This is a genomic window from Candidatus Pseudomonas auctus (genome assembly GCF_048654275.1).
GTDB classification, from domain to species: Bacteria; Pseudomonadota; Gammaproteobacteria; order Pseudomonadales; family Pseudomonadaceae; genus Aquipseudomonas; species Aquipseudomonas pharyngis.
Genome location: NZ_JBJYZK010000003.1, coordinates 59,170 through 76,740, shown reverse-complemented (window position 1 = coordinate 76,740; position 17,571 = coordinate 59,170). Strand labels below are relative to the sequence as shown.

Below are 17,571 nucleotides of genomic sequence, written 5' to 3'. Positions count from 1 at the left end.
CTGCCAGCCAGGCTATTAGCCAGCAGCATCCCAAACCGCGCGAGATTCTAACAGCTTGAAGCCGTTTGCGTTATATCCGGTTCGTCGGTGCTTAGATCCGGTTCTTTAGTGCATAGAGCATTTCGAGTGCACGACGCGGTGTGACGTCATCCAGATCCAGCTTGGCCAACTCATCCAGCACCGGGTGCGGCAGGCTGGCGAACATGTCGCTCTGCTGCGGCGTCGCCGGTTTGCCCTTGACGGCCGGTTTTGGCGCCTCATGCGGCAGCGCGGTATCTTCCAGGCGGCTCAAGTGCTCACGAGCACGTACGATCACTTCGCTTGGCACACCGGCCAACTGTGCGACCGCGAGGCCGTAACTCTGGCTTGCCGGCCCCGGCAACACGTGGTGCAGGAACACAATGCGTTCGTTGTGCTCGGTGGCGTTGAGGTGCACGTTGGCCACCAGCGGTTCGGCTTCCGGCAACACGGTCAGTTCGAAATAGTGTGTCGCGAACAGAGTATAGGCCCGCAATTGCGCCAGACGCTCAGCCGCTGCCCAGGCCAGGGACAGGCCGTCGAAGGTGCTGGTGCCGCGACCAACTTCGTCCATCAGCACCAGACTGCGCTCGGTGGCGTTGTGCAGGATATTCGCGGTCTCGCTCATTTCCACCATGAAGGTCGAGCGCCCGCCGGCGAGGTCGTCGCTGGAACCGATCCGGGTAAAGATCCGGTCCACCAGCGACAGTTCGCAGCTGGCCGCCGGCACGAAGCTGCCGATGTGTGCCAGCAGCACGATCAGCGCAGTCTGGCGCATATAGGTGGATTTACCGCCCATGTTCGGACCAGTGATCACCAGCATGCGGGTGTGGTCGTCCAGGCTCAGGTCGTTGGCCACGAACGGCGTGGTCAGCACTTGCTCGACCACCGGGTGACGGCCCTGGGTGATACGCATGCACGGTTCGCTGACGAACGTCGGGCAATTCAGGTCGAGATTCAGTGCACGCTCGGCGAGGTTGCTCAGCACGTCCAGTTCGGCGAGAGCCGAAGCGGTGTCCTGCAATGGGGGCAACTGGCTGATCAGATCTTCCAGCAATGCTTCATAAAGCATCTTCTCGCGGGCCAGGGCACGGCTCTTGGCCGACAGTGCCTTGTCTTCGAACTCTTTCAGCTCTGGTGTGATGAAGCGCTCGGCACCTTTAAGGGTCTGACGGCGGATGTAATCTGCCGGCGCCGACTCGGCCTGCTTGCTCGGCAATTCGATGAAGTAACCGTGGATGCGGTTGTAGCCGACTTTCAGGTTGGCGAGGCCGGTGCGGGCCTTTTCCCGGGCTTCCAGATCGATCAGGAACTGGCCGGCGTTCTCGCTCAGCGATTGCAGCTCGTCGAGTTCGCTGTCGTAACCGGTTTTCAGCACGCCGCCGTCGCGGATCACCGCCGGCGGGTTGTCGATGATGGCTTTTTCCAGCAGCGCGGCCAGTTCCGGGTAAGTGCTGGTGGTGGTCGCCAAGCGTTGCAGGTGCGGCGCTTCCAGGTCAGCCATTGCCACTTGCAGTTCAGGCAACGCACCGAGCGCATCACGCAGGCGTGCAAGGTCGCGAGGGCGGGCATTGCGCAGGCCGATCCGCGCCAGAATCCGCTCGATGTCGCCGATTTCCTTGAGCTGCGGCTGCAGGTCTTCAAAGCGATAGCGGTCGAGCAGACAAGTGATCGAGGTCTGGCGAGCCAGCAGCACGGTCAGATCGCGCAGCGGACGGTTGAGCCAGCGGGTCAGCAAGCGGCTGCCCATGGCGGTCTGGCAACGGTCGACCACCGATTGCAGGGTGTTGTCGCGGCCACCGGCCAGGTTGGTGTCGAGTTCCAGGTTGCGGCGGCTGGCGCCGTCCAGCACCACGGTGTCGTCCAGCCGTTCATGACGCAGGCTGCGCAGATGGGGCAGGGCGGTGCGCTGGGTTTCCTTGGCATACGCCAGCAGGCAACCGGCGGCACCGATCGCCAGAGTCAGGGTTTCGCAGCCAAAACCTTTCAGGTCCTGGGTGGAGAATTGCTGGCAGAGACTTTTCAGCGCCGAATCACGCTCGAAATCCCACGGCGCGCGGCGACGAACGCCACGGCGTTTTTCCGCCGGCAGATCCTTCGGCCAGTCATCCGGGATCAGCAACTCGACCGGGTTGACCCGCTCCAGCTCCGCCAGCAGGTTTTCCCAGCCCTTGATCTCCAGCACGGTGAAGTTGCCGCTGGTGATGTCCAGCACCGCCAGGCCGAACAGGCGCTCGTCGCCCAGCACCGCCGCGATCAGGTTATCGCGACGCTCATCGAGCAACGCCTCGTCACTGACCGTACCCGGGGTGATGATCCGCACCACCTGACGTTCCACCGGGCCTTTACTGGTGGCCGGGTCGCCGACCTGTTCGCAGATCACCACCGACTCGCCGAGCTTGACCAGCTTCGCCAGGTAGCCTTCCGCCGCGTGATACGGAATCCCGCACATCGGAATCGCCTGACCCGCCGACTGCCCGCGCGCGGTCAGGGTGATGTCCAGCAACTTGGCCGCCTTCTTCGCGTCTTCGTAGAAGATCTCGTAGAAGTCGCCCATGCGGTAGAACATCAGCTGGTCCGGGTGCTGATTCTTCAGGCGCCAGTACTGCTGCATCATCGGAGTGTGGGAGGACAGGTCGGAGACGGCTTTATTCATCGGATTGTCAGGCAACTCGTTCAAAGGTGTGGGGCAAAAGCGCGGCAGTGGCCGGGCTTTTCCGCGATGGGCGCAAGATTACCATGGGCGGTCTGTCGGACGCAGGCATCGCGGCCGGGTGACAGCGATCTGGCTTAAAAGGTCGACTATGCACGATTTATGCAAATCAGCATTTGTCTTCGCGAAAAACTTCAAGCACTATGCGCGTTATGCAAAAACGCAACGTATCTACCGTCTTAAGAGCACTGCTCGACCAGCACGGGATCTCCCCCACGGAGCTTCACCGTCGCACCGGCGTGCCTCAATCCACGCTCTCGCGGATTCTCAGCGGGAAGATCGTCGATCCTTCGGACAAACACATCTCGAAGATCGCCGAATACTTCGCCGTGAGCACCGATCAGTTGCGCGGGCGCGCGGATGTTGCGCCCGCCAGCAACGGCGGACGCGACGAGTTGCATTCCGAACTCAAGGACATAAGCCTGTGGGACGACGACACCCCCGTCGATGACGACGAGGTGTCGGTGCCCTTTCTTCGCGAGGTTGAATTGGCTGCTGGATCAGGAAGATTCGTCATTGAAGAGAGCGAGCGCTCGAGCCTGCGCTTCGGCAAGCGCAGCCTGCGCCATAACGGTGTGCAGTTCGATCAGGCCAAATGCGTGACGGTACGAGGCAACAGCATGTTGCCGGTGCTGCGCGACGGTGCCACGGTCGGGGTCAACGCGGGAAAATGCGGGATTGGCGACATCATTGATGGCGACCTTTATGCGATCAACCACAACGGTCAACTGCGGGTGAAGCAGCTCTATCGCCTGCCTACCGGTATCCGCCTGCGCAGCTTCAACCGCGATGAACACCCGGACGAGGACTACAGCTTCCAGGACATGCAGGAAGAGCAGATCGTCATCCTCGGTCACGTCTTCTGGTGGGGCATGTACGCCCGGTAACCTGATTCCTTTCTGACAAAACCCGCCTCGGCGGGTTTTTTTTCGCCTGTAGAAAACCGGCCAACCCTTGAGCGGCGGGGCTTTCATGCATTCGCGCATTTCTTGTGCATAAATAAATGCATTTACGCATTGACTGTATATGCATCCATGCATATTCTTGCCACCAAGCCGCTCGACAAAGCGGCTGGCAACAACAGCTCTTTAGTTCCACAAGAACAGGCAGCGATGAACCGGCCTCAACGGTTCAGAGGGTTGGCAACTGACCCGGGTGTGCAGCGTAAAGCACCAGAAGCAGTTATCCGGCGGGCAGGGACCGCGGTCGGAAAAACAATTTGAATGGACTCGTACCGCGCCAGTAGCGCCGAAAAGTCAGCTTCCTTCACGTACACAGAATTGAAGGAAGGCGAAGGAGCGCATTACTGAAAAGCCCGGCGAGCTGCCGGGCTTTTTGGAATGCCTACCTCAAGAGAAACCGATTGAACCCAACACACACTATTCATCCATCACACCAGGAGGCGTGACATGACAAACGAGCAACAAGCGTTGGCGGACATGCCGATCTGGCTGGTCATTCTGCTCGCCTTGGTGGGCGGCGTATCCGGCGAAATGTGGCGCGCTGACAAGGAGGGCGCCCGCGGCTGGGCGTTGATCCGGCGTCTGGCTTTGCGTTCCGGGGCCTGCGTTATCTGCGGGGTATCGGCGATCATGCTGCTGTATGCCGCCGGTATGTCCATCTGGGCCGCGTGCGCGATCGGTTGCCTGACGGCCATGGCCGGCGCCGACGTGGCCATCGGTCTTTATGAACGCTGGGCTGCCAAGCGCATTGGCGTCTGCGAAATCCCGCCCCGCGACTCACAGTAACCCCTTCACTTTCCTGTCTCGCTGCACGCCGTGCGGCGGGACTTCGCGTGGACATCAGAAAAGGAGGTCAAGCATGCCCACACCGATCCAGCAGCCTTCGCAGCTGTTCACGGCGATGGCGACAGCCTTGCGCAACAGCTCCGAGCTGAACGTGCAGGTCGGCAATCACGATGACTTCACCGCACCCGGCGACAAGGCCTGGGTGCTGATCGACATCGAGCGAAATGCACCGGGAGAGCGCGCCGCCAACGGGCGGATTGCCCATGTGCTGACGCTGTCGCTGCAAGTCATTCCGGCGCTGTCGGCCACGGCGTTTGCCGCCTGTGACCTGATCGCCGCCCTGAAGAATCTGGTCACCGACAACCGCTGGGGCCTGTCCGGCGATCAATGCGATCTGCCGATGAACATTGATGGATTGCCGTCAGTGCTCATCCGCGCCGATCAGCCGAGCAAAGCCTGGACGCTGACTTTCAACCAGACCCTCTACCTCGGTCCGACCCTGCTGGACGACCCGCTCGGCACACCGAAATTCGCCCGTACCTGGGAGGTCAGCGACATCGACGATCCCGACCAATACACCTCGCTGGAGGCCTGATCGATGTTCGACGCATTACTTCGAATGCAGCTGGGTCCGATCATCGAGCGCCTGGCGGAGATGGAAGCGGAGATCGAAGACCTGCACCGGCGCGCCGAGAGTTATTGCCGCATCGGTATCTGTCAGGACGTCGACGCCGCCAGTAACACCTGCAGGGTCAGCCACGGTGGATTGCTCACCCCGGCCATCAAGTTCTTCAACCCGAGTGCCGGCGCGCAGAGCGAGTCGCGGATCCCGACGGTGGGCGAACAGTGTCTGCTGTTCAACTACGGCAGCGGTGAAAGCGGCGCGCAAAGTGTGGCGCTGTTCGGCCTGAACAGTGACCGTTTTCCACCGACCTCGACGGTGCCGACGTTGACTCGTCGTGTTCATCAGGACGGCAGCGAAAGCGGCTACGACGACGCCACGCACACGCTGCATTGGCAAAACGGGCCGGCCGCCTTCAACGGTTCTCGCGAGTCGCTTGAGCTGAGTATTGGGCCGGCGCGGCTGGCGATGACCCCGCAAGCGATCAACCTGCAACTGGGCGCCGTCGGCCTGACCATCGACGCCTCTGGCGTGCACTTCAGCGGTCCGCTGGTGGATCACCAGGGCCGCGTCATCAGCCCCTGAATCAAGAGCTTCCCATGATCGGAATCGATAGAGACAGCGGGGCCACGGTCGACGACTGGCTGCAATTCGTGCAGCGCGCGACCCGGGCCCTGACCACGCCGCTGGGCACCCGGCAAAAACGGCCCTTGTACGGTTCGCTGATCCCCACGCTGCTGGGGCAGAACCTGGGCGACGACATCCTGTTACTCGCCCAGAGCCACGCGGCCCAGGCGTTCTATAACCCGCAAAACGGCATCGGCGATTTCCAGCCCGGCGTGATCGTCGCCACCCGACAGGGCGCCGGTTTGCTGCTGCGGTTTGCCGGTACCTGGAAAAACCGCCAACAGACTTTCGAGGTCGTGACATGAGCATGTTGATCCCCGGCCAGAATCAGTTGGCCGAACCCTCCTTGATCAAGGTCGATGCCTTCGAGGATCTGCTCGCCGAGTTCAAGACCTTCGTGGTCGAGTACGTCGGCGCACGTTCGCCGCAGAGCGCGGAAAAGCTCAAGACCAGCCTGGAAAACGAAAGCGAACTGCTGACCTTGGCTCTGGAGGCCTTTTGCGTTCGCCTGCAAACCCACGAACGCAAATACAACGCCCGCATCAAGCAGATGCTGGCGTGGTGGGCCACCGGCAGCAACCTTGATGCGCGGCTGGCGGACATGGGCCTGGAGCGACAGTTGCTCGATCCGGGCGATCCGGCGGCATTCCCGCCGGTGCCGGCGATCTACGAGAGCGATGATGACGCCCGGCTGCGCTATTACCTGGCGCCCCATGCGCCGGCGGCGGGTTCGCGGATGCAGTATCGTCGCGAGGTGTTCACCCTCGGCGAACGGCCGGCGGTGAAAGTCGAATCCACCGATGCGGGTGTCGTGAACGTCACTTACACCTTCGCCCCGGATGGCCTCGCCGCGCAGGTCAAGGATGGCAATGGTCGCCGCACCGCGCCTGGTGAAGTGCAAGTCACCGTGCTTGCCCGCGAGGGCGACGGTACACCGTCCCCGACGTTGCTCGACGGCGTGCGCCGACACTTTGCTCGGCCTGATGTGTGTCCCGAGACGGACAGGGTGACGGTGCAGGCCGCCGAGATTCAGCGCTACAAAATCCGCGTCGTGGCCAAGATCAATTCCGGCCCGGATTCGGGCCTGACCAAGGTCGCTGCGCAGCAACACCTGCAGGCCTACGCCGACAGCTGCCATCGTTTGGAAGGCCGGGTCGATCCGAGCTGGATCGACTACACGCTGCACAGCGCCGGTGCCGTGCAATTGCAGATTCTTGAACCGCTGACGCCCATCGTCTGCAGCGCATTTCAAGCGCCGTACTGCACGGCGGTCGAGGTCGAGGTACAGACGCTATGACCGATCAGACACCGCGTCCGACCCTGCTGCCGGCCAACAGCTCGGCGCTGGAACGGGCCCTCGACATCGGCTTCGGCGCATTGCTTGATCGCGTCGCGCCGCCGTTTCCCGAACTGATGAATCCGGCTTCAACTCCCGTCGCGTTCCTGCCGTATCTCGCGGCAGATCGTGGGGTTGCCGAGTGGAGCACCGATGCACCGGAAGCGGAAAAGCGCCTGACCGTCGAACTGGCCTGGCCCACCGCGCGCCAGGCCGGCACTCGCAAGGCGCTGGAGAACGCCGCCAAGGGTTTGCAGCTTCGGCCGGAAATCCGCGCCTGGTACGAACAGACACCGCCCGGCGAGCCTTACAGCTTTTCCGTGCGGGCCTTCAGCGAACAACCCTACAGCGAAGAAATCGACGCCCGTCTCGACCGGCGCCTGGCTGATGCCAAGAGCGAGCGGGACGTGCTGTCGGTGTCGGTAGGGCTTAGCGCCTTCGGCAATCACGTCATCGGCGCCGCGACCTTCTGCGGTGAGCTGACCACGGTTTATCCGGTGTTCCTCGAAGGGCTCGAGACATCTGGCGAGGCCTTCATGGCGGCTGCGCTGTACACCGTCGAAACATCCACTATTTATCCTCAGGGGGCCTGAATGGCTGACTATTACACCCTGCTCACCAACGCAGGGATTGCCTACGAAACGGCGTGCAAGGCCGCGGGCCTGCCGATCAAGCTGACGCAGATTTCCGTCGGCGATGGCGGCGGCGCGGTCTACAACCCGGCCGCGACGGCTACCGCGCTGAAACGCGAAGTCTGGCGCGGGCCGCTCAACGCCCTGTTCCAGGACGAGAAGAATCCGAGCTGGCTGCTCGCCGAAGTCACCATCCCGCCGGACGTCGGCGGCTGGTATGTGCGTGAAGCAGGTCTGTGGACCGACACCGGCATTCTCTATGCCATCGTCAAATATCCGGAATCGTTCAAACCGGTTCTGGCAACGTCCGGCTCGGGCAAAGAGTTCTACATCCGCTCGATTTTCGAGACCAGCAATGCCTCGCTGGTGACGCTGCTGATCGATGACACCGTGGTCAAGGCCACTCGCGCCTGGGTCATGAGCTACCTCGCCGAAGAACTCGGCAAACTCGACGGCAAGCAATCGGTACGTGTCGCCGCCACCGCCAACGTGGTGTTGAACGGTGCGCAGCAGATCGACGGCGTGGCGGTGATTGCCGGCGACCGTGTGCTGCTGCCGAACCAGACCCTGGCCAAGGACAACGGCCTGTGGATCGTCGCCAACGGCGACTGGGTTCGGGCCAACGATGCCAACGTCAGCGCCAAGGTCACGCCCGGCCTGACGGTGATGGTGGAAGAGGGCACGCTCAACGGCGATTCGCTGTGGCACCTGACCACCAATGCGCCGATCACTCTTGGCACTACCGCGCTGACATTCAAGATGCTGGCAGGGCGCACCGGGATTGCTGCCGGGACTTACAAAAGTCTGAGCGTCGACGAATATGGCCGCGCGACAGCCGGGTCGAATCCCGACACGCTGGCCGGTTTTGGCATCAAGGACTCATACACCAAGGCTGAAGTCGAAGCGCTGATTGCCAAGGCGTCCGCTTTGCCGGTGGGTTCGATTGTGGCGTTCCCTGTCGATACGCCGCCACCGGGTTTCCTGGAGCTGGATAACAGCGTCAAGAGCAGCGCGACTTACCCTGACTTGAGCGCCTATCTGGGCGGCAAGTTCAACAAGGGGGATGAGGGTGTCGGGAATTTCCGCTTGCCTGAGGCGCGTGGGGAGTTTTTGCGCGGTTGGGATCATGGGCGTGGGGTGGATGGCGGACGTGCTCAAGGAAGTTCTCAGACGGATAGTCTGAAGGCTCACTACCATTTCCTTCCGACAGGCTCGGGAGGTGGACAGGCCGTTGACCCGAACGGAGAGATTCCGACAGTAGTGTTGAAGGATACGGCTGCTGACTGGGTATTGCGTACGGAAGGTGACAATGCTGAGCTGAGTATCGGTCGTGTAAGAACCTATAACTTCGGCGCCGCTACAGAAACCCGCCCCCGCAACATCGCCGTCATGTGGTGCATCAAGGCCTGGAACGCTCCGGTCAATCAGGGAAACATCGACGTCGCCGCCCTGACCGCCGAACTGGAGAAAATGAAATCGGCGGTACCGGTGGGCGCCCTGATGCCGTTCCCAGCTGGCGTGGTGCCGCCTGGCTATCTGGAAGCGGACGGCAGCCTGTTTCAGGATGCGCTCTATCCACACCTTGCCGCTTACCTGAACAAGAAATTCAACATTGCCGGTGACGACGCGAGCTATACGCGGCTACCGGATACGCGTGGTGAGTTCTTGCGTGGCTGGGACCATGGGCGAGGTGTCGATGCGGGTCGAGCATTGGGCAGCTATCAACTTGATGCGCTGCAAAACATTACAGGGTCTATGACGGCCAGTAATGGTGTGCAACTCGCTGGCGGCGCATATGGAGCTTTCAATATCCAGACCAACGGCGCGGTTTCTCTGCCGGGTGGTGGGGCGACAAACGCGCCCATCTCGATGGTCTTTGACGCATCAAGAGTCGCGCGAACTTCAACCGAAACTCGGCCGCACAACTTGGCGGTGATGTGGTGCATCAAGGCCTGGAACACACCGGTTAACCAAGGAACGATTGATATCGCCGCGCTTGAGCAGCGGGTGATTAAAAACGAGTTTGGACGCCTTCTGAATATTCAGAAATTCACGGAAAACGGCACCTACATTCCGACGCCGGGGATGAAGAAGGTGAGGATTCGAATTGTGGGCGCTGGTGCAGGATCTGGCGGTGCGTCTGCTACGGCAGCTGGCCAAGTCTCGGCGTCTGGTGGTGGCGCGGCTGGTGGCTATGCGGAAGCGTTACTTACGGCAGCGGACATTGGCGCGAGTCAGTCGGTAATCGTAGGGCTCGGCGGGATCGCTGGAACGGCTTCAGGCACAACAGGAACCAGTGGCGGTACAGGCGGCGCCACCTCGGTGGGGGCACTGTTGTCTGCCCCGGGCGGTCTGGGGTCAATCTTTTCTATTGCTGTATCGACGGTAGGTTATGCCTTGTACGTGGGCGGCTATCCGGGGGCGCCATCCTCTGGAGGCAATTTACTCAACATGCCTGGTGCGCCTGGATATCCCGGTATATCCGTCAATGGGTCGACTCTGGCTGGTCATGGCGGTAGCGGACCACTTGGTGCAGGGGGAAGTGGGTACGGTATCGGCGCTTCGATTCAGAACGGTACGGGATACGGGGGCGGTGGTGGTGGTGTGGCCAACGGCCCATCTATGGCAGCGCGCAACGGCGCACCGGGCGCTGGCGGTGTTGTGATTTTCGAGGAATACGCCTGATGAAAAAATACGCCCTTCTTTACATGGGTAAGGCCGTTCAGTTGTTCGAAACCGACGGCGACATAAAGACGATGTTTCACCCGGATATGAATTGGATCGAATGCCCCGGCGAGGTCGAAGAGGGTTGGCTGTACGACGGCGAGCGTTTTGCGCCAGAAGGCGTTCCGGTGGTCTCGCTGGATGAACTCAAGGCCGCTGTGGCGGCTGAGCGCTTCGCTCGGGAGGGCGTCGGCATTGTCGTCGGCAGCCTGCAAATCGAGACAACCCGCGACAGCCAGGCGCTGATCGCAAGCATGGGGCTCTCAGCCATTTTCGATCCTGAATACCGCTGCAATTTCAAAACAACGAAAGGATTCGTCGAGATTGGCGCTGCGCAAATCATCGATATTGCGAAGGCAGTACGGGCGCACGTCCAGGCTTGCTTTGACCGGGAGCTGACGTTGTTACGCGCAATCGAGACAGGCGAGTACCACGACGAAATGCTTACCGAGGGTTGGCCGGACTCATCGTCTGCCGATACCGCAGATCTCAAATAAACGCCCCGCATCCCGGGGCGTTTTCTTTCCCCCAAAAAACACTCAACACCCACCAAGCCCCCACCCAACGAGGGGCTTTCCCGTTTATGGAGAAACGAAAAATGGCAACCCGCCAAACCTACACCGTGCTCGTTCCATTTCCCACCGGCGGTGGGCACTGGTCGAGCGTCGGCCAGGAACTCGATCTGCTCGATGTCGAGGCCAGTGCGCTGCACAGCGCCGGTCGACTGGAGCTGAAAACAACTACCACCAAGGCCGTGAAGGCCGCTGCCAAGAAGGCTGACTGACTATGGCTGAGGTTCTGAACTTCGAGCACAACGGCATTACCGTCAATGCCACCGAATCCCCCGAGGCCATGGGTGGCCTGGGTGACAACGTTATCGGTCTGGTCGGCACCGCGCCGAAAGCCGATCCGCTGATTCCGCGCAACGCACCGTTTCGCATCAACAGCTTCACCACCCACGCGCTGCTCGATCCGACAGGTTCGGAAGAGGGCACCCTGTACCACGCCGTTTACCAGATCCTCAAAGTGGTCAAGGTGCCGGTCTACGTGGTGATCGTCGAAGCGGGCGCGACTCCGGCCGATACCGTTAACGCCGTGATCGGCGGTGTTGAGCCGGCGACCGGCCGCAAGCTCGGTCTGGCGGCACTGGGCAGTGTCCCGGAAGACCTGACCATCATCGGCGCACCGGGCTTCACCGGCACCAAGGCGGTGGCCAGCGAGTTCGCCTCGTTCGGCAAACGCATCAAGGCCCGTGTGGTGCTGGACGGCAAGGACGTCTCGGTCGCCGATCAGGTGCTGTACAGCCAGGAACTGGGCGGTGCCGACCTCGGTTTCGACCGTTGCCTGGTGGTGCACAACATGCCGGCCGTGTACTCGAAAGCCGCGAAGAAAAACGTATTCCTCGCGCCATCCAGCCTGGCGATCGCCGCGCTGGCCAAGGTCAAGCAATGGGAAAGCCCGGGCAACCAGGTGACCTACGCCGAAGACGTGTCGCGGGTCGTTGAGTACAACATCCTCGACACCTCCACCGAAGGCGATCTGCTCAACCGCTACGGCGTCAGCTATTACGCCCGCACCATCCTTGGCGGCTTCTCGCTGCTGGGCAACCGCTCGATCACCGGCAAGTTCATCAGCTACGTCGGTCTGGAGGACGCCATTAGCCGCAAGCTGGTGAAGGCCGGCCAGAAAGCCATGGCCAAGAACCTGACCAAGTCGTTCATGGATCAGGAAGTCAAACGCATCAACGACTGGCTGCAGACCCTGGTCGCCGACGAAACCATTCCCGGCGGCAGCGTGTATCTGCACCCGGAACTCAACAGCGTCGAGAAGTACAAGAACGGCACCTGGTACGTGGTCATCGACTACGGCCGCTACGCGCCGAACGAACACATGGTTTATCAACTCAACGCCCGCGATGAAATCATCGAGCAGTTCCTGGAGGACGTTCTCTAATGTTTACCAACCGCGTAAGACAGGCCATCGCGGCCACCCTGCAAGGCCTGCCGCTGTCGGCGACCGTGGAAGAATTCACTCCGCCGAAGATCGACTTCGACATGGAAAGCATGACGGGCGGGCGCTTCATCGTTGAGGAAATGGCCAAGAGTGCCAAGCCGCTGAATGCTCAGATCAAACTGCAGGGCACGGGCGCAGAAGTGTTGCTCGCCATGGGTGTGAAACTGGGCGACGACATTCTGCTGAACGTGCGTGAAGCCGGTCAGGATCAGGACGGCAATACCTGGTTCACGTATCACACCATCGGCGGCAAGCTCAAAACCATGGGTGAAGACGCAATCAAGATGGGCGGCAAAGCCCTGACGACGCTGGACTTCTCCTGCCGCACCTACAACCGCCTGGAAAACGGCATTCCGGTGATCGACATCGACGTGCGCACGCAGAAGTTCGTCCTCAACGGCGTCGATATCCTCGGCGATGCCCGTCGTGCGGTGCTGATGCCGTAAGCCTCGGCCGGAAAAGCAAGACCCAACCCTGTGGGAGCGAGCCTGCTCGCGATGAAGCCATCACATTCAACATCGATGTTGACTGACCCGCCGCCATCGCCAGCAGGCTGGCTCCCACAGGTTGTACCCAAGAATCACCAAGGAATTCCTTTCATGTCGTGGATGCCACCCAAGCATGACCTGTTGTCGCCGATCACCGGTGACGACGGCTCGCAGATCGAATCGATCCAGCTCAAGCCGCTGTTCTACGCCGCCCAGAAAGAAGCGCTGGAACGCGCAGGCGACGATGAAGACGACCAGTTCTTCGAACTGGCGCTGCTGGCCACCGGCTTGTCGGTCAAGGAACTCGACCAGCTCAAGCGCCCGGACTACGTGACCATCGCGCAGTACGTGCACGAATTCTCGACCCGTCCGGCATCGTTCTTTCTCGAACAGGTCGAAGACGCGGAAAAATCCGACGATCCAGATCAGGTGCAACTGCTGTTGCCGCTCGCCGTCACCGGCCGCACCGTGACTTCGCTGAGCCTGGAAATGCCGGCGCTGCGGGCCACCAAAGTGATGAAGAAACTGAAAACGGCCAAGGAACGCGCCGAGTTCATCACCGCCCATTGCACCGGTCTGATGATTCCCGACCTGGCCCTGATGAGCGTGCCGGACTGGACGCAATTGCAGGTGCGCATCGACGATTTTTTAAACCAGCCGGCGGCCTTCTTTCAGAACGCGACATCGAAGTAATCCTCGATATCGTGCCGCTCATTTACCCGGTAAGTGAGGCGGAGATTCTGGAGTGGGACGCCGAAAAGGCGTTGCGCCGCTACGACATAGCGATCACTCGCCTTGGCGTGAAAAAGGAGTAGAGCGGCATGGCAGAGAGCAAGTTTGTGCTCATGAATGCCGGTGAAAGCGCCGGCGCAGGATTTGGCAGTGTCTCCCTGAGCACTGCCGCGCTGAACGCAGGTGTCGGGCAACTTGCGGTGGAGCAGACCAACAGCTTGCGCCAGGTCCTGCTGACAGTCAGTGGAAAAATCGTGCTGCTGACGACGGCAATCGATGCATTGAGCGTGACCCTGACCGCCTTGCGTGCGTTGCCGCAGGCAGCCAGTGCCGGAGCGAAGGGTGAGTCTGGCGGAGGGCAGAAAACGCCGGAAAAATCCTCCGCGGGGGCTGAGCCTTCCGAGACGCGCAAGGCCGCGATGGCCATGGATTCGGCGGCGGCCACGCTTGCGAGTGTGGCGCAGCTCTCCCGCGATGACGGGAAAGACATGGCACTCACGAGCTTGAAAATGGCCAGTGCCACCCTGGTGGCTGCCGGAGGCACTACCGGGGTCGAGCTGGTCAGGATTGAAACGCTTGCAGCCAAGGCGGGAATCGGCAACGAAGCGGTAAACGACGAGGCGAAGAAACTCGAGTTGCTGAACTTTGCCAGCGATGCGGCGATCACCGCATCGGCATTCAAGGTTACAGGGCTGGAAGCCGGCGAAATGTTGAAGGTCTGGCGCACCTCGATGAAGCTCTCGCGTGATCAAGCCCTTGATCTGGCGGACGCGGTCAATCATCTCGGCAAAATGCCCGGCGATGTGCAGACCGCGGACATCGGTTCTGTCTTGCAGCAGTCGGGCGAAGCGGCAATCAGCGCAGGCTTGCAACCGGAACAGGCTGCGGCGTTGACGGCAGCGTTGCTCAACAGCGGCACGAAAAAAGACGATGCCGGCAATGCGCTGAAGAACATTTCCAGTGCGTTGGGCAAGGGCGATCAAGCATCAATGGCCGAGAAAGGTGCCTGGAAGCAATTGGGCCTGGATCCCAAGGCTGTGGCCGAAGCCATGCGTGATCCTGACCAAAAGAATGCCCAGGGCGCTGTGTTATCGGTGCTTGCGGCGCTGAATGCCAAACCGCTGGAGCAGCGTTCGACTTTGGCCCGGACATTGTTTGCGGACAGTGGAGACGCTGCGTTGTCGCTGTCCCAGGACCTCGGCAAGGTGAATCAAGCCTTTTACCTCGTGAGTGACAAAAGCCGATACGCGACATCAAAGCTGGGTGATAAAAGCTCGGTAAGAGAGTCCGCACAGGCACTTGCCGATACTCAGCAGGGGCAGTGGAACATCAAGAATGCCCGTGAGGAACGTTTGGCGGTCGCCAAAGGCAATGCACTGGCGCCGGATATCGAAACGCCCGGTGAGAGCCATTCGATAGACAGGCTGAGCGATCTGGCCGAAACCTACCCGAAAACCACGGGTGCAGTTCTGACGGCGACGGCCTGGATCAAACCGGTGTTCGACGCCGTGACCGATGCGGTTGTCGGTGAGCTGAAAGACCGGGGAGGCAAATGGATCGTTGATAAAGCTGCCAGTTACCTTCCCGGTCGTTCAAAGCTCGGCTTGTCTGCAGCAACCTCTGCGACTGCCGTGGCTGAATCTCAGGGCCTGGCTCTGACCGGTCGCAGTGCCAGCGCTGGCAACGGTCTGAAAATACTCGAACAGACTGCAAGGGTTGCTACACCGCGGCTGGAGCCTGTGCTTGCATCGGTGCAGCCGGCCTCGCGCTGGATGCCTTGGCAGGCGAAGGCGGCGATTGGGGCTTCGCTTGTCGCCGAAGGTATTGCCAGCGGTGACAAACAACAGATTGGCAAAGGACTCGGTGCCGCCGGTGGTGCGTGGGCCGGCGCAGTCGCCGGCAGCTCGATCGGCGCCTCCATAGGAAGTGTGGGACTGGCGCCGGGCATGGCACTTGGCGGTCTGATTGGTGGACTGGTCGGGGGATGGCTGGGCGCTGAAGGAGGAGGTTTTTTGGGTGAGAAACTGACGACCACCGCGCCGGACAAACTCGCCCCGCCGGCCGAAGTCGCTAAAGACCTGGCGGGTGCACAGACGCAGAACCAGCAGGTTTCCTTCTCTCCGACGATCCAGGTCACCTGTCCTGCGCCCGACACGGCCCAGCAAATTCATTCGATCATCGAGCAACAGCTGTCCGGCCAGTTTCATGGCCAATTCATGCCGCTGCTAATGGGCGGTAACCCACTCGGGACGCGCCGCGATGCAGCCCTGACTGACGGAGCCGGTACATGAAACAACAAATGGCACTGGGCAGTTTCATCTTCGGTTTGTCCCGGGATTTTGCGTACAGCACGCTGTCGCGAAAATCCGAGGGTGGCTGGACCGAGTTGCAGATCCTCAACAGCAAACCCAGATCCCATCAGACAGGGCAGAAGCCTGAAACCCTGACCATCTCCGGCACCTCGATGTACGCCGTGGGGATGGAACGGCTCGATGAACTGCGTGCGCTGCAAGCACTGCGTGCACCGTTGCCGTTGATTGACGGCATCGGCCGCAACTGGGGTTTGTGGCGGATCAACAGCATCGACGAAAACCAGAGCGAGGTCATCGATGACGGCACCGCGATGGTGATCAAGTGGGTCATCGGATTGTCGGAGTTCAACAATGCGTAAGGTACGAAGCGTGGCCGGTGACTCGCTGAATCTGTTGCTCTACCGCGAAACCGGTCGCAGCGATGACAGCGCCGAAGAAACCCTCTGGAAACTCAACCCGACCCTGGCCGAGCACGGCCCGATCCTGCCGGCAGGTGTCTGGGTGACGCTGCCGGAACTCGACAGCAGACCGGCCGCAATCAAACCGGTTCTGGCCTGGGATTAAGGAGGCTGCATGGCACAGGGATTTACGCCGGCGATTGAAATCTACGGCGCCAACAAGGACCTGCTCAACCAGCGCCTGATCAGTTGGGAACACATCGATGCCGCTGGAATGCAGTCCGATCAACTGACGCTGGTGCTCGATCTGGAAGGCCTTGAAGGCTTGCCGACCCTGGGCGGCACCATCGGCCTGCGGGTGGGCTATCTGGAGACCGGACTGGTGGAAAAAGGCCAGTTCAAGGTCACTCGACTGACACCGACGCTGTTCCCGCTGCGTCTGACACTGGTCGCAACTGCAGCGCCTTTCAGCGGCAAGGACGACACCGGATTCAAGGAACGGCGCACGGCCAGTCATGGCCCTATAACCCTTGGCGGACTGTTTCGCGAGCTGGTCTCGAGACACGGATTCTCGCCGCGTGTGGATCCCGAACTGGCGCTGATCAGGATCGCCCATGTCGACCAGTCGAACGAAACCGACATGAGCTTCATCACACGCCTGGCGAAAAAGTACGACGCGGTGGCCAAACCGTTCAACGACCTTTACGTACTGGCGAAACCGGCACAGCTCAAAAACCTGTCGGGCCAGGTGATACCGGACGTCAGGCTGTCGGTGACCCACAACAACCGGCCGGGCGATCACGCCTTCATCAGCGCCACGCTGGAAGAGACTGCCCGCACCCAGAATCAGGGTTGCAAAACCTCATTCTGGGACGGTGCTCTCGGCAAGCTGCGGGAGGTGATCACCGGTTCCGAACCCTACAAGGTCATCCGCCAGAAACTGGCCAGCGAAGAAGAAGCCAAAGCCATCGGCGAGGCCGAAGTGCGCAAGATGCTGCGCGAGAAATACAAGCTGAAGGTCACCTGCCCGGGCGATCCCCTGCTGGCAGCCGAAGGTCTGCTGGTACTCGACGATACCTGGCCGGACTTCATGCGCGGTCGCTGGTCGATTGAAAAGGTCACGGCCAGCGGCAAGCGCGAGGAAAGCTATCGCTGCCTGATCGAAGCGACCGGCCGGGATCCCGAGGCAAAAGCCAAGGACTGATCCC

At 61.0% G+C, this 17,571-nt stretch carries 18 protein-coding genes; 17 read left to right on the top strand and 1 reads right to left on the bottom strand.

Features of this window, described 5'->3' with window-relative positions:
* Positions 1-91: 91 nt before the first annotated feature.
* On the bottom strand, positions 92-2,674 hold the full coding sequence (gene mutS, locus ACKUG4_RS06800; protein WP_445433698.1) for a DNA mismatch repair protein MutS: 2,583 nt from the start codon (positions 2,672-2,674) through the stop codon (positions 92-94).
* Between the two features lie 209 nt (positions 2,675-2,883).
* Here mutS and ACKUG4_RS06795 point away from each other — a divergent pair, with 209 nt between their 5' ends.
* From ACKUG4_RS06795 to ACKUG4_RS06715, 17 genes are all read left to right on the top strand, one after another.
* A complete protein-coding gene (locus tag ACKUG4_RS06795; RefSeq protein ID WP_085612303.1) occupies positions 2,884-3,618 on the top strand; it encodes a LexA family transcriptional regulator in 735 nt (244 codons plus the stop codon).
* A 522-nt stretch (positions 3,619-4,140) separates the two neighbouring features.
* A complete protein-coding gene (locus tag ACKUG4_RS06790; protein WP_064593815.1) occupies positions 4,141-4,479 on the top strand; it encodes a phage holin family protein in 339 nt (112 codons plus the stop codon).
* Positions 4,480-4,552: 73 nt separating this feature from the next.
* Positions 4,553-5,074 (top strand): hypothetical protein, encoded by a 522-nt coding sequence (locus ACKUG4_RS06785; protein ID WP_236190249.1) that lies wholly within the window; start codon positions 4,553-4,555, stop codon positions 5,072-5,074.
* A gap of 3 nt (positions 5,075-5,077) precedes the next feature.
* Positions 5,078-5,686, top strand: a complete 609-nt coding sequence (locus ACKUG4_RS06780) for a phage baseplate assembly protein V (RefSeq protein WP_064593819.1) — start codon at positions 5,078-5,080, stop codon at positions 5,684-5,686.
* 14 nt (positions 5,687-5,700) lie between these two features.
* Positions 5,701-6,033 carry a hypothetical protein gene (locus ACKUG4_RS06775; protein WP_007954853.1) on the top strand — a complete coding sequence of 111 codons (333 nt, stop codon included), beginning with the start codon at positions 5,701-5,703 and terminating at the stop codon, positions 6,031-6,033.
* On the top strand, positions 6,030-7,025 hold the full coding sequence (locus tag ACKUG4_RS06770) for a baseplate J/gp47 family protein (protein ID WP_445433697.1): 996 nt from the start codon (positions 6,030-6,032) through the stop codon (positions 7,023-7,025). The genes ACKUG4_RS06775 and ACKUG4_RS06770 overlap by 4 nt, the downstream gene beginning before the upstream one ends.
* Positions 7,022-7,657, top strand: a complete 636-nt coding sequence (locus tag ACKUG4_RS06765) for a phage tail protein I (protein ID WP_085612309.1) — start codon at positions 7,022-7,024, stop codon at positions 7,655-7,657. The genes ACKUG4_RS06770 and ACKUG4_RS06765 overlap by 4 nt, the downstream gene beginning before the upstream one ends.
* Positions 7,658-10,381, top strand: a complete 2,724-nt coding sequence (locus ACKUG4_RS06760; protein WP_445433696.1) for a phage tail-collar fiber domain-containing protein — start codon at positions 7,658-7,660, stop codon at positions 10,379-10,381. It begins immediately after the preceding gene.
* Complete coding sequence (locus ACKUG4_RS06755) at positions 10,381-10,917, top strand: DUF4376 domain-containing protein (protein WP_082934365.1); 537 nt, start codon at positions 10,381-10,383, stop codon at positions 10,915-10,917. The genes ACKUG4_RS06760 and ACKUG4_RS06755 overlap by 1 nt, the downstream gene beginning before the upstream one ends.
* 101 nt (positions 10,918-11,018) lie before the next feature.
* Positions 11,019-11,204 (top strand): hypothetical protein, encoded by a 186-nt coding sequence (locus ACKUG4_RS06750; RefSeq protein WP_064593825.1) that lies wholly within the window; start codon positions 11,019-11,021, stop codon positions 11,202-11,204.
* A 2-nt stretch (positions 11,205-11,206) separates the two neighbouring features.
* Positions 11,207-12,373 (top strand): phage tail sheath protein, encoded by a 1,167-nt coding sequence (locus tag ACKUG4_RS06745; RefSeq protein ID WP_064379034.1) that lies wholly within the window; start codon positions 11,207-11,209, stop codon positions 12,371-12,373.
* Positions 12,373-12,879 (top strand): phage major tail tube protein, encoded by a 507-nt coding sequence (locus ACKUG4_RS06740; RefSeq protein ID WP_160056265.1) that lies wholly within the window; start codon positions 12,373-12,375, stop codon positions 12,877-12,879. Before ACKUG4_RS06745 ends, ACKUG4_RS06740 begins: the two co-directional genes overlap by 1 nt.
* Positions 12,880-13,032: 153 nt before the next feature.
* On the top strand, positions 13,033-13,614 hold the full coding sequence (locus ACKUG4_RS06735; protein ID WP_445433695.1) for a phage tail assembly protein: 582 nt from the start codon (positions 13,033-13,035) through the stop codon (positions 13,612-13,614).
* Positions 13,615-13,742: 128 nt separating this feature from the next.
* The gene (locus ACKUG4_RS06730) at positions 13,743-15,944 is read left to right on the top strand and encodes a phage tail tape measure protein (RefSeq protein ID WP_445433694.1); all 2,202 of its coding nucleotides are present in this window, start codon (positions 13,743-13,745) and stop codon (positions 15,942-15,944) included.
* Positions 15,941-16,324: a phage tail protein gene (locus tag ACKUG4_RS06725; protein WP_064379038.1), complete on the top strand. Its 384-nt coding sequence runs from the start codon at positions 15,941-15,943 to the stop codon at positions 16,322-16,324. Before ACKUG4_RS06730 ends, ACKUG4_RS06725 begins: the two co-directional genes overlap by 4 nt.
* Positions 16,317-16,529 carry a tail protein X gene (locus ACKUG4_RS06720; RefSeq protein WP_064593830.1) on the top strand — a complete coding sequence of 71 codons (213 nt, stop codon included), beginning with the start codon at positions 16,317-16,319 and terminating at the stop codon, positions 16,527-16,529. Before ACKUG4_RS06725 ends, ACKUG4_RS06720 begins: the two co-directional genes overlap by 8 nt.
* 9 nt (positions 16,530-16,538) lie before the next feature.
* Complete coding sequence (locus tag ACKUG4_RS06715) at positions 16,539-17,567, top strand: phage late control D family tail protein (protein ID WP_445433693.1); 1,029 nt, start codon at positions 16,539-16,541, stop codon at positions 17,565-17,567.
* The last annotated feature ends 4 nt before the right edge of the window (positions 17,568-17,571 follow it).

Coding starts and splice junctions, on each gene's coding strand:
- ACKUG4_RS06725 (WP_064379038.1), top strand. CDS start 15,941: ATGAAACAACAAATGGCACTGGGCAGTTTCATCTTCGGTTTGTCCCGG.
- ACKUG4_RS06760 (WP_445433696.1), top strand. CDS start 7,658: ATGGCTGACTATTACACCCTGCTCACCAACGCAGGGATTGCCTACGAA.
- ACKUG4_RS06775 (WP_007954853.1), top strand. CDS start 5,701: ATGATCGGAATCGATAGAGACAGCGGGGCCACGGTCGACGACTGGCTG.
- mutS (WP_445433698.1), bottom strand. CDS start 2,674: ATGAATAAAGCCGTCTCCGACCTGTCCTCCCACACTCCGATGATGCAG.
- ACKUG4_RS06755 (WP_082934365.1), top strand. CDS start 10,381: ATGAAAAAATACGCCCTTCTTTACATGGGTAAGGCCGTTCAGTTGTTC.
- ACKUG4_RS06780 (WP_064593819.1), top strand. CDS start 5,078: ATGTTCGACGCATTACTTCGAATGCAGCTGGGTCCGATCATCGAGCGC.
- ACKUG4_RS06730 (WP_445433694.1), top strand. CDS start 13,743: ATGGCAGAGAGCAAGTTTGTGCTCATGAATGCCGGTGAAAGCGCCGGC.
- ACKUG4_RS06720 (WP_064593830.1), top strand. CDS start 16,317: ATGCGTAAGGTACGAAGCGTGGCCGGTGACTCGCTGAATCTGTTGCTC.
- ACKUG4_RS06715 (WP_445433693.1), top strand. CDS start 16,539: ATGGCACAGGGATTTACGCCGGCGATTGAAATCTACGGCGCCAACAAG.
- ACKUG4_RS06785 (WP_236190249.1), top strand. CDS start 4,553: ATGCCCACACCGATCCAGCAGCCTTCGCAGCTGTTCACGGCGATGGCG.
- ACKUG4_RS06795 (WP_085612303.1), top strand. CDS start 2,884: ATGCAAAAACGCAACGTATCTACCGTCTTAAGAGCACTGCTCGACCAG.
- ACKUG4_RS06740 (WP_160056265.1), top strand. CDS start 12,373: ATGTTTACCAACCGCGTAAGACAGGCCATCGCGGCCACCCTGCAAGGC.
- ACKUG4_RS06790 (WP_064593815.1), top strand. CDS start 4,141: ATGACAAACGAGCAACAAGCGTTGGCGGACATGCCGATCTGGCTGGTC.
- ACKUG4_RS06765 (WP_085612309.1), top strand. CDS start 7,022: ATGACCGATCAGACACCGCGTCCGACCCTGCTGCCGGCCAACAGCTCG.
- ACKUG4_RS06750 (WP_064593825.1), top strand. CDS start 11,019: ATGGCAACCCGCCAAACCTACACCGTGCTCGTTCCATTTCCCACCGGC.
- ACKUG4_RS06745 (WP_064379034.1), top strand. CDS start 11,207: ATGGCTGAGGTTCTGAACTTCGAGCACAACGGCATTACCGTCAATGCC.
- ACKUG4_RS06770 (WP_445433697.1), top strand. CDS start 6,030: ATGAGCATGTTGATCCCCGGCCAGAATCAGTTGGCCGAACCCTCCTTG.
- ACKUG4_RS06735 (WP_445433695.1), top strand. CDS start 13,033: ATGTCGTGGATGCCACCCAAGCATGACCTGTTGTCGCCGATCACCGGT.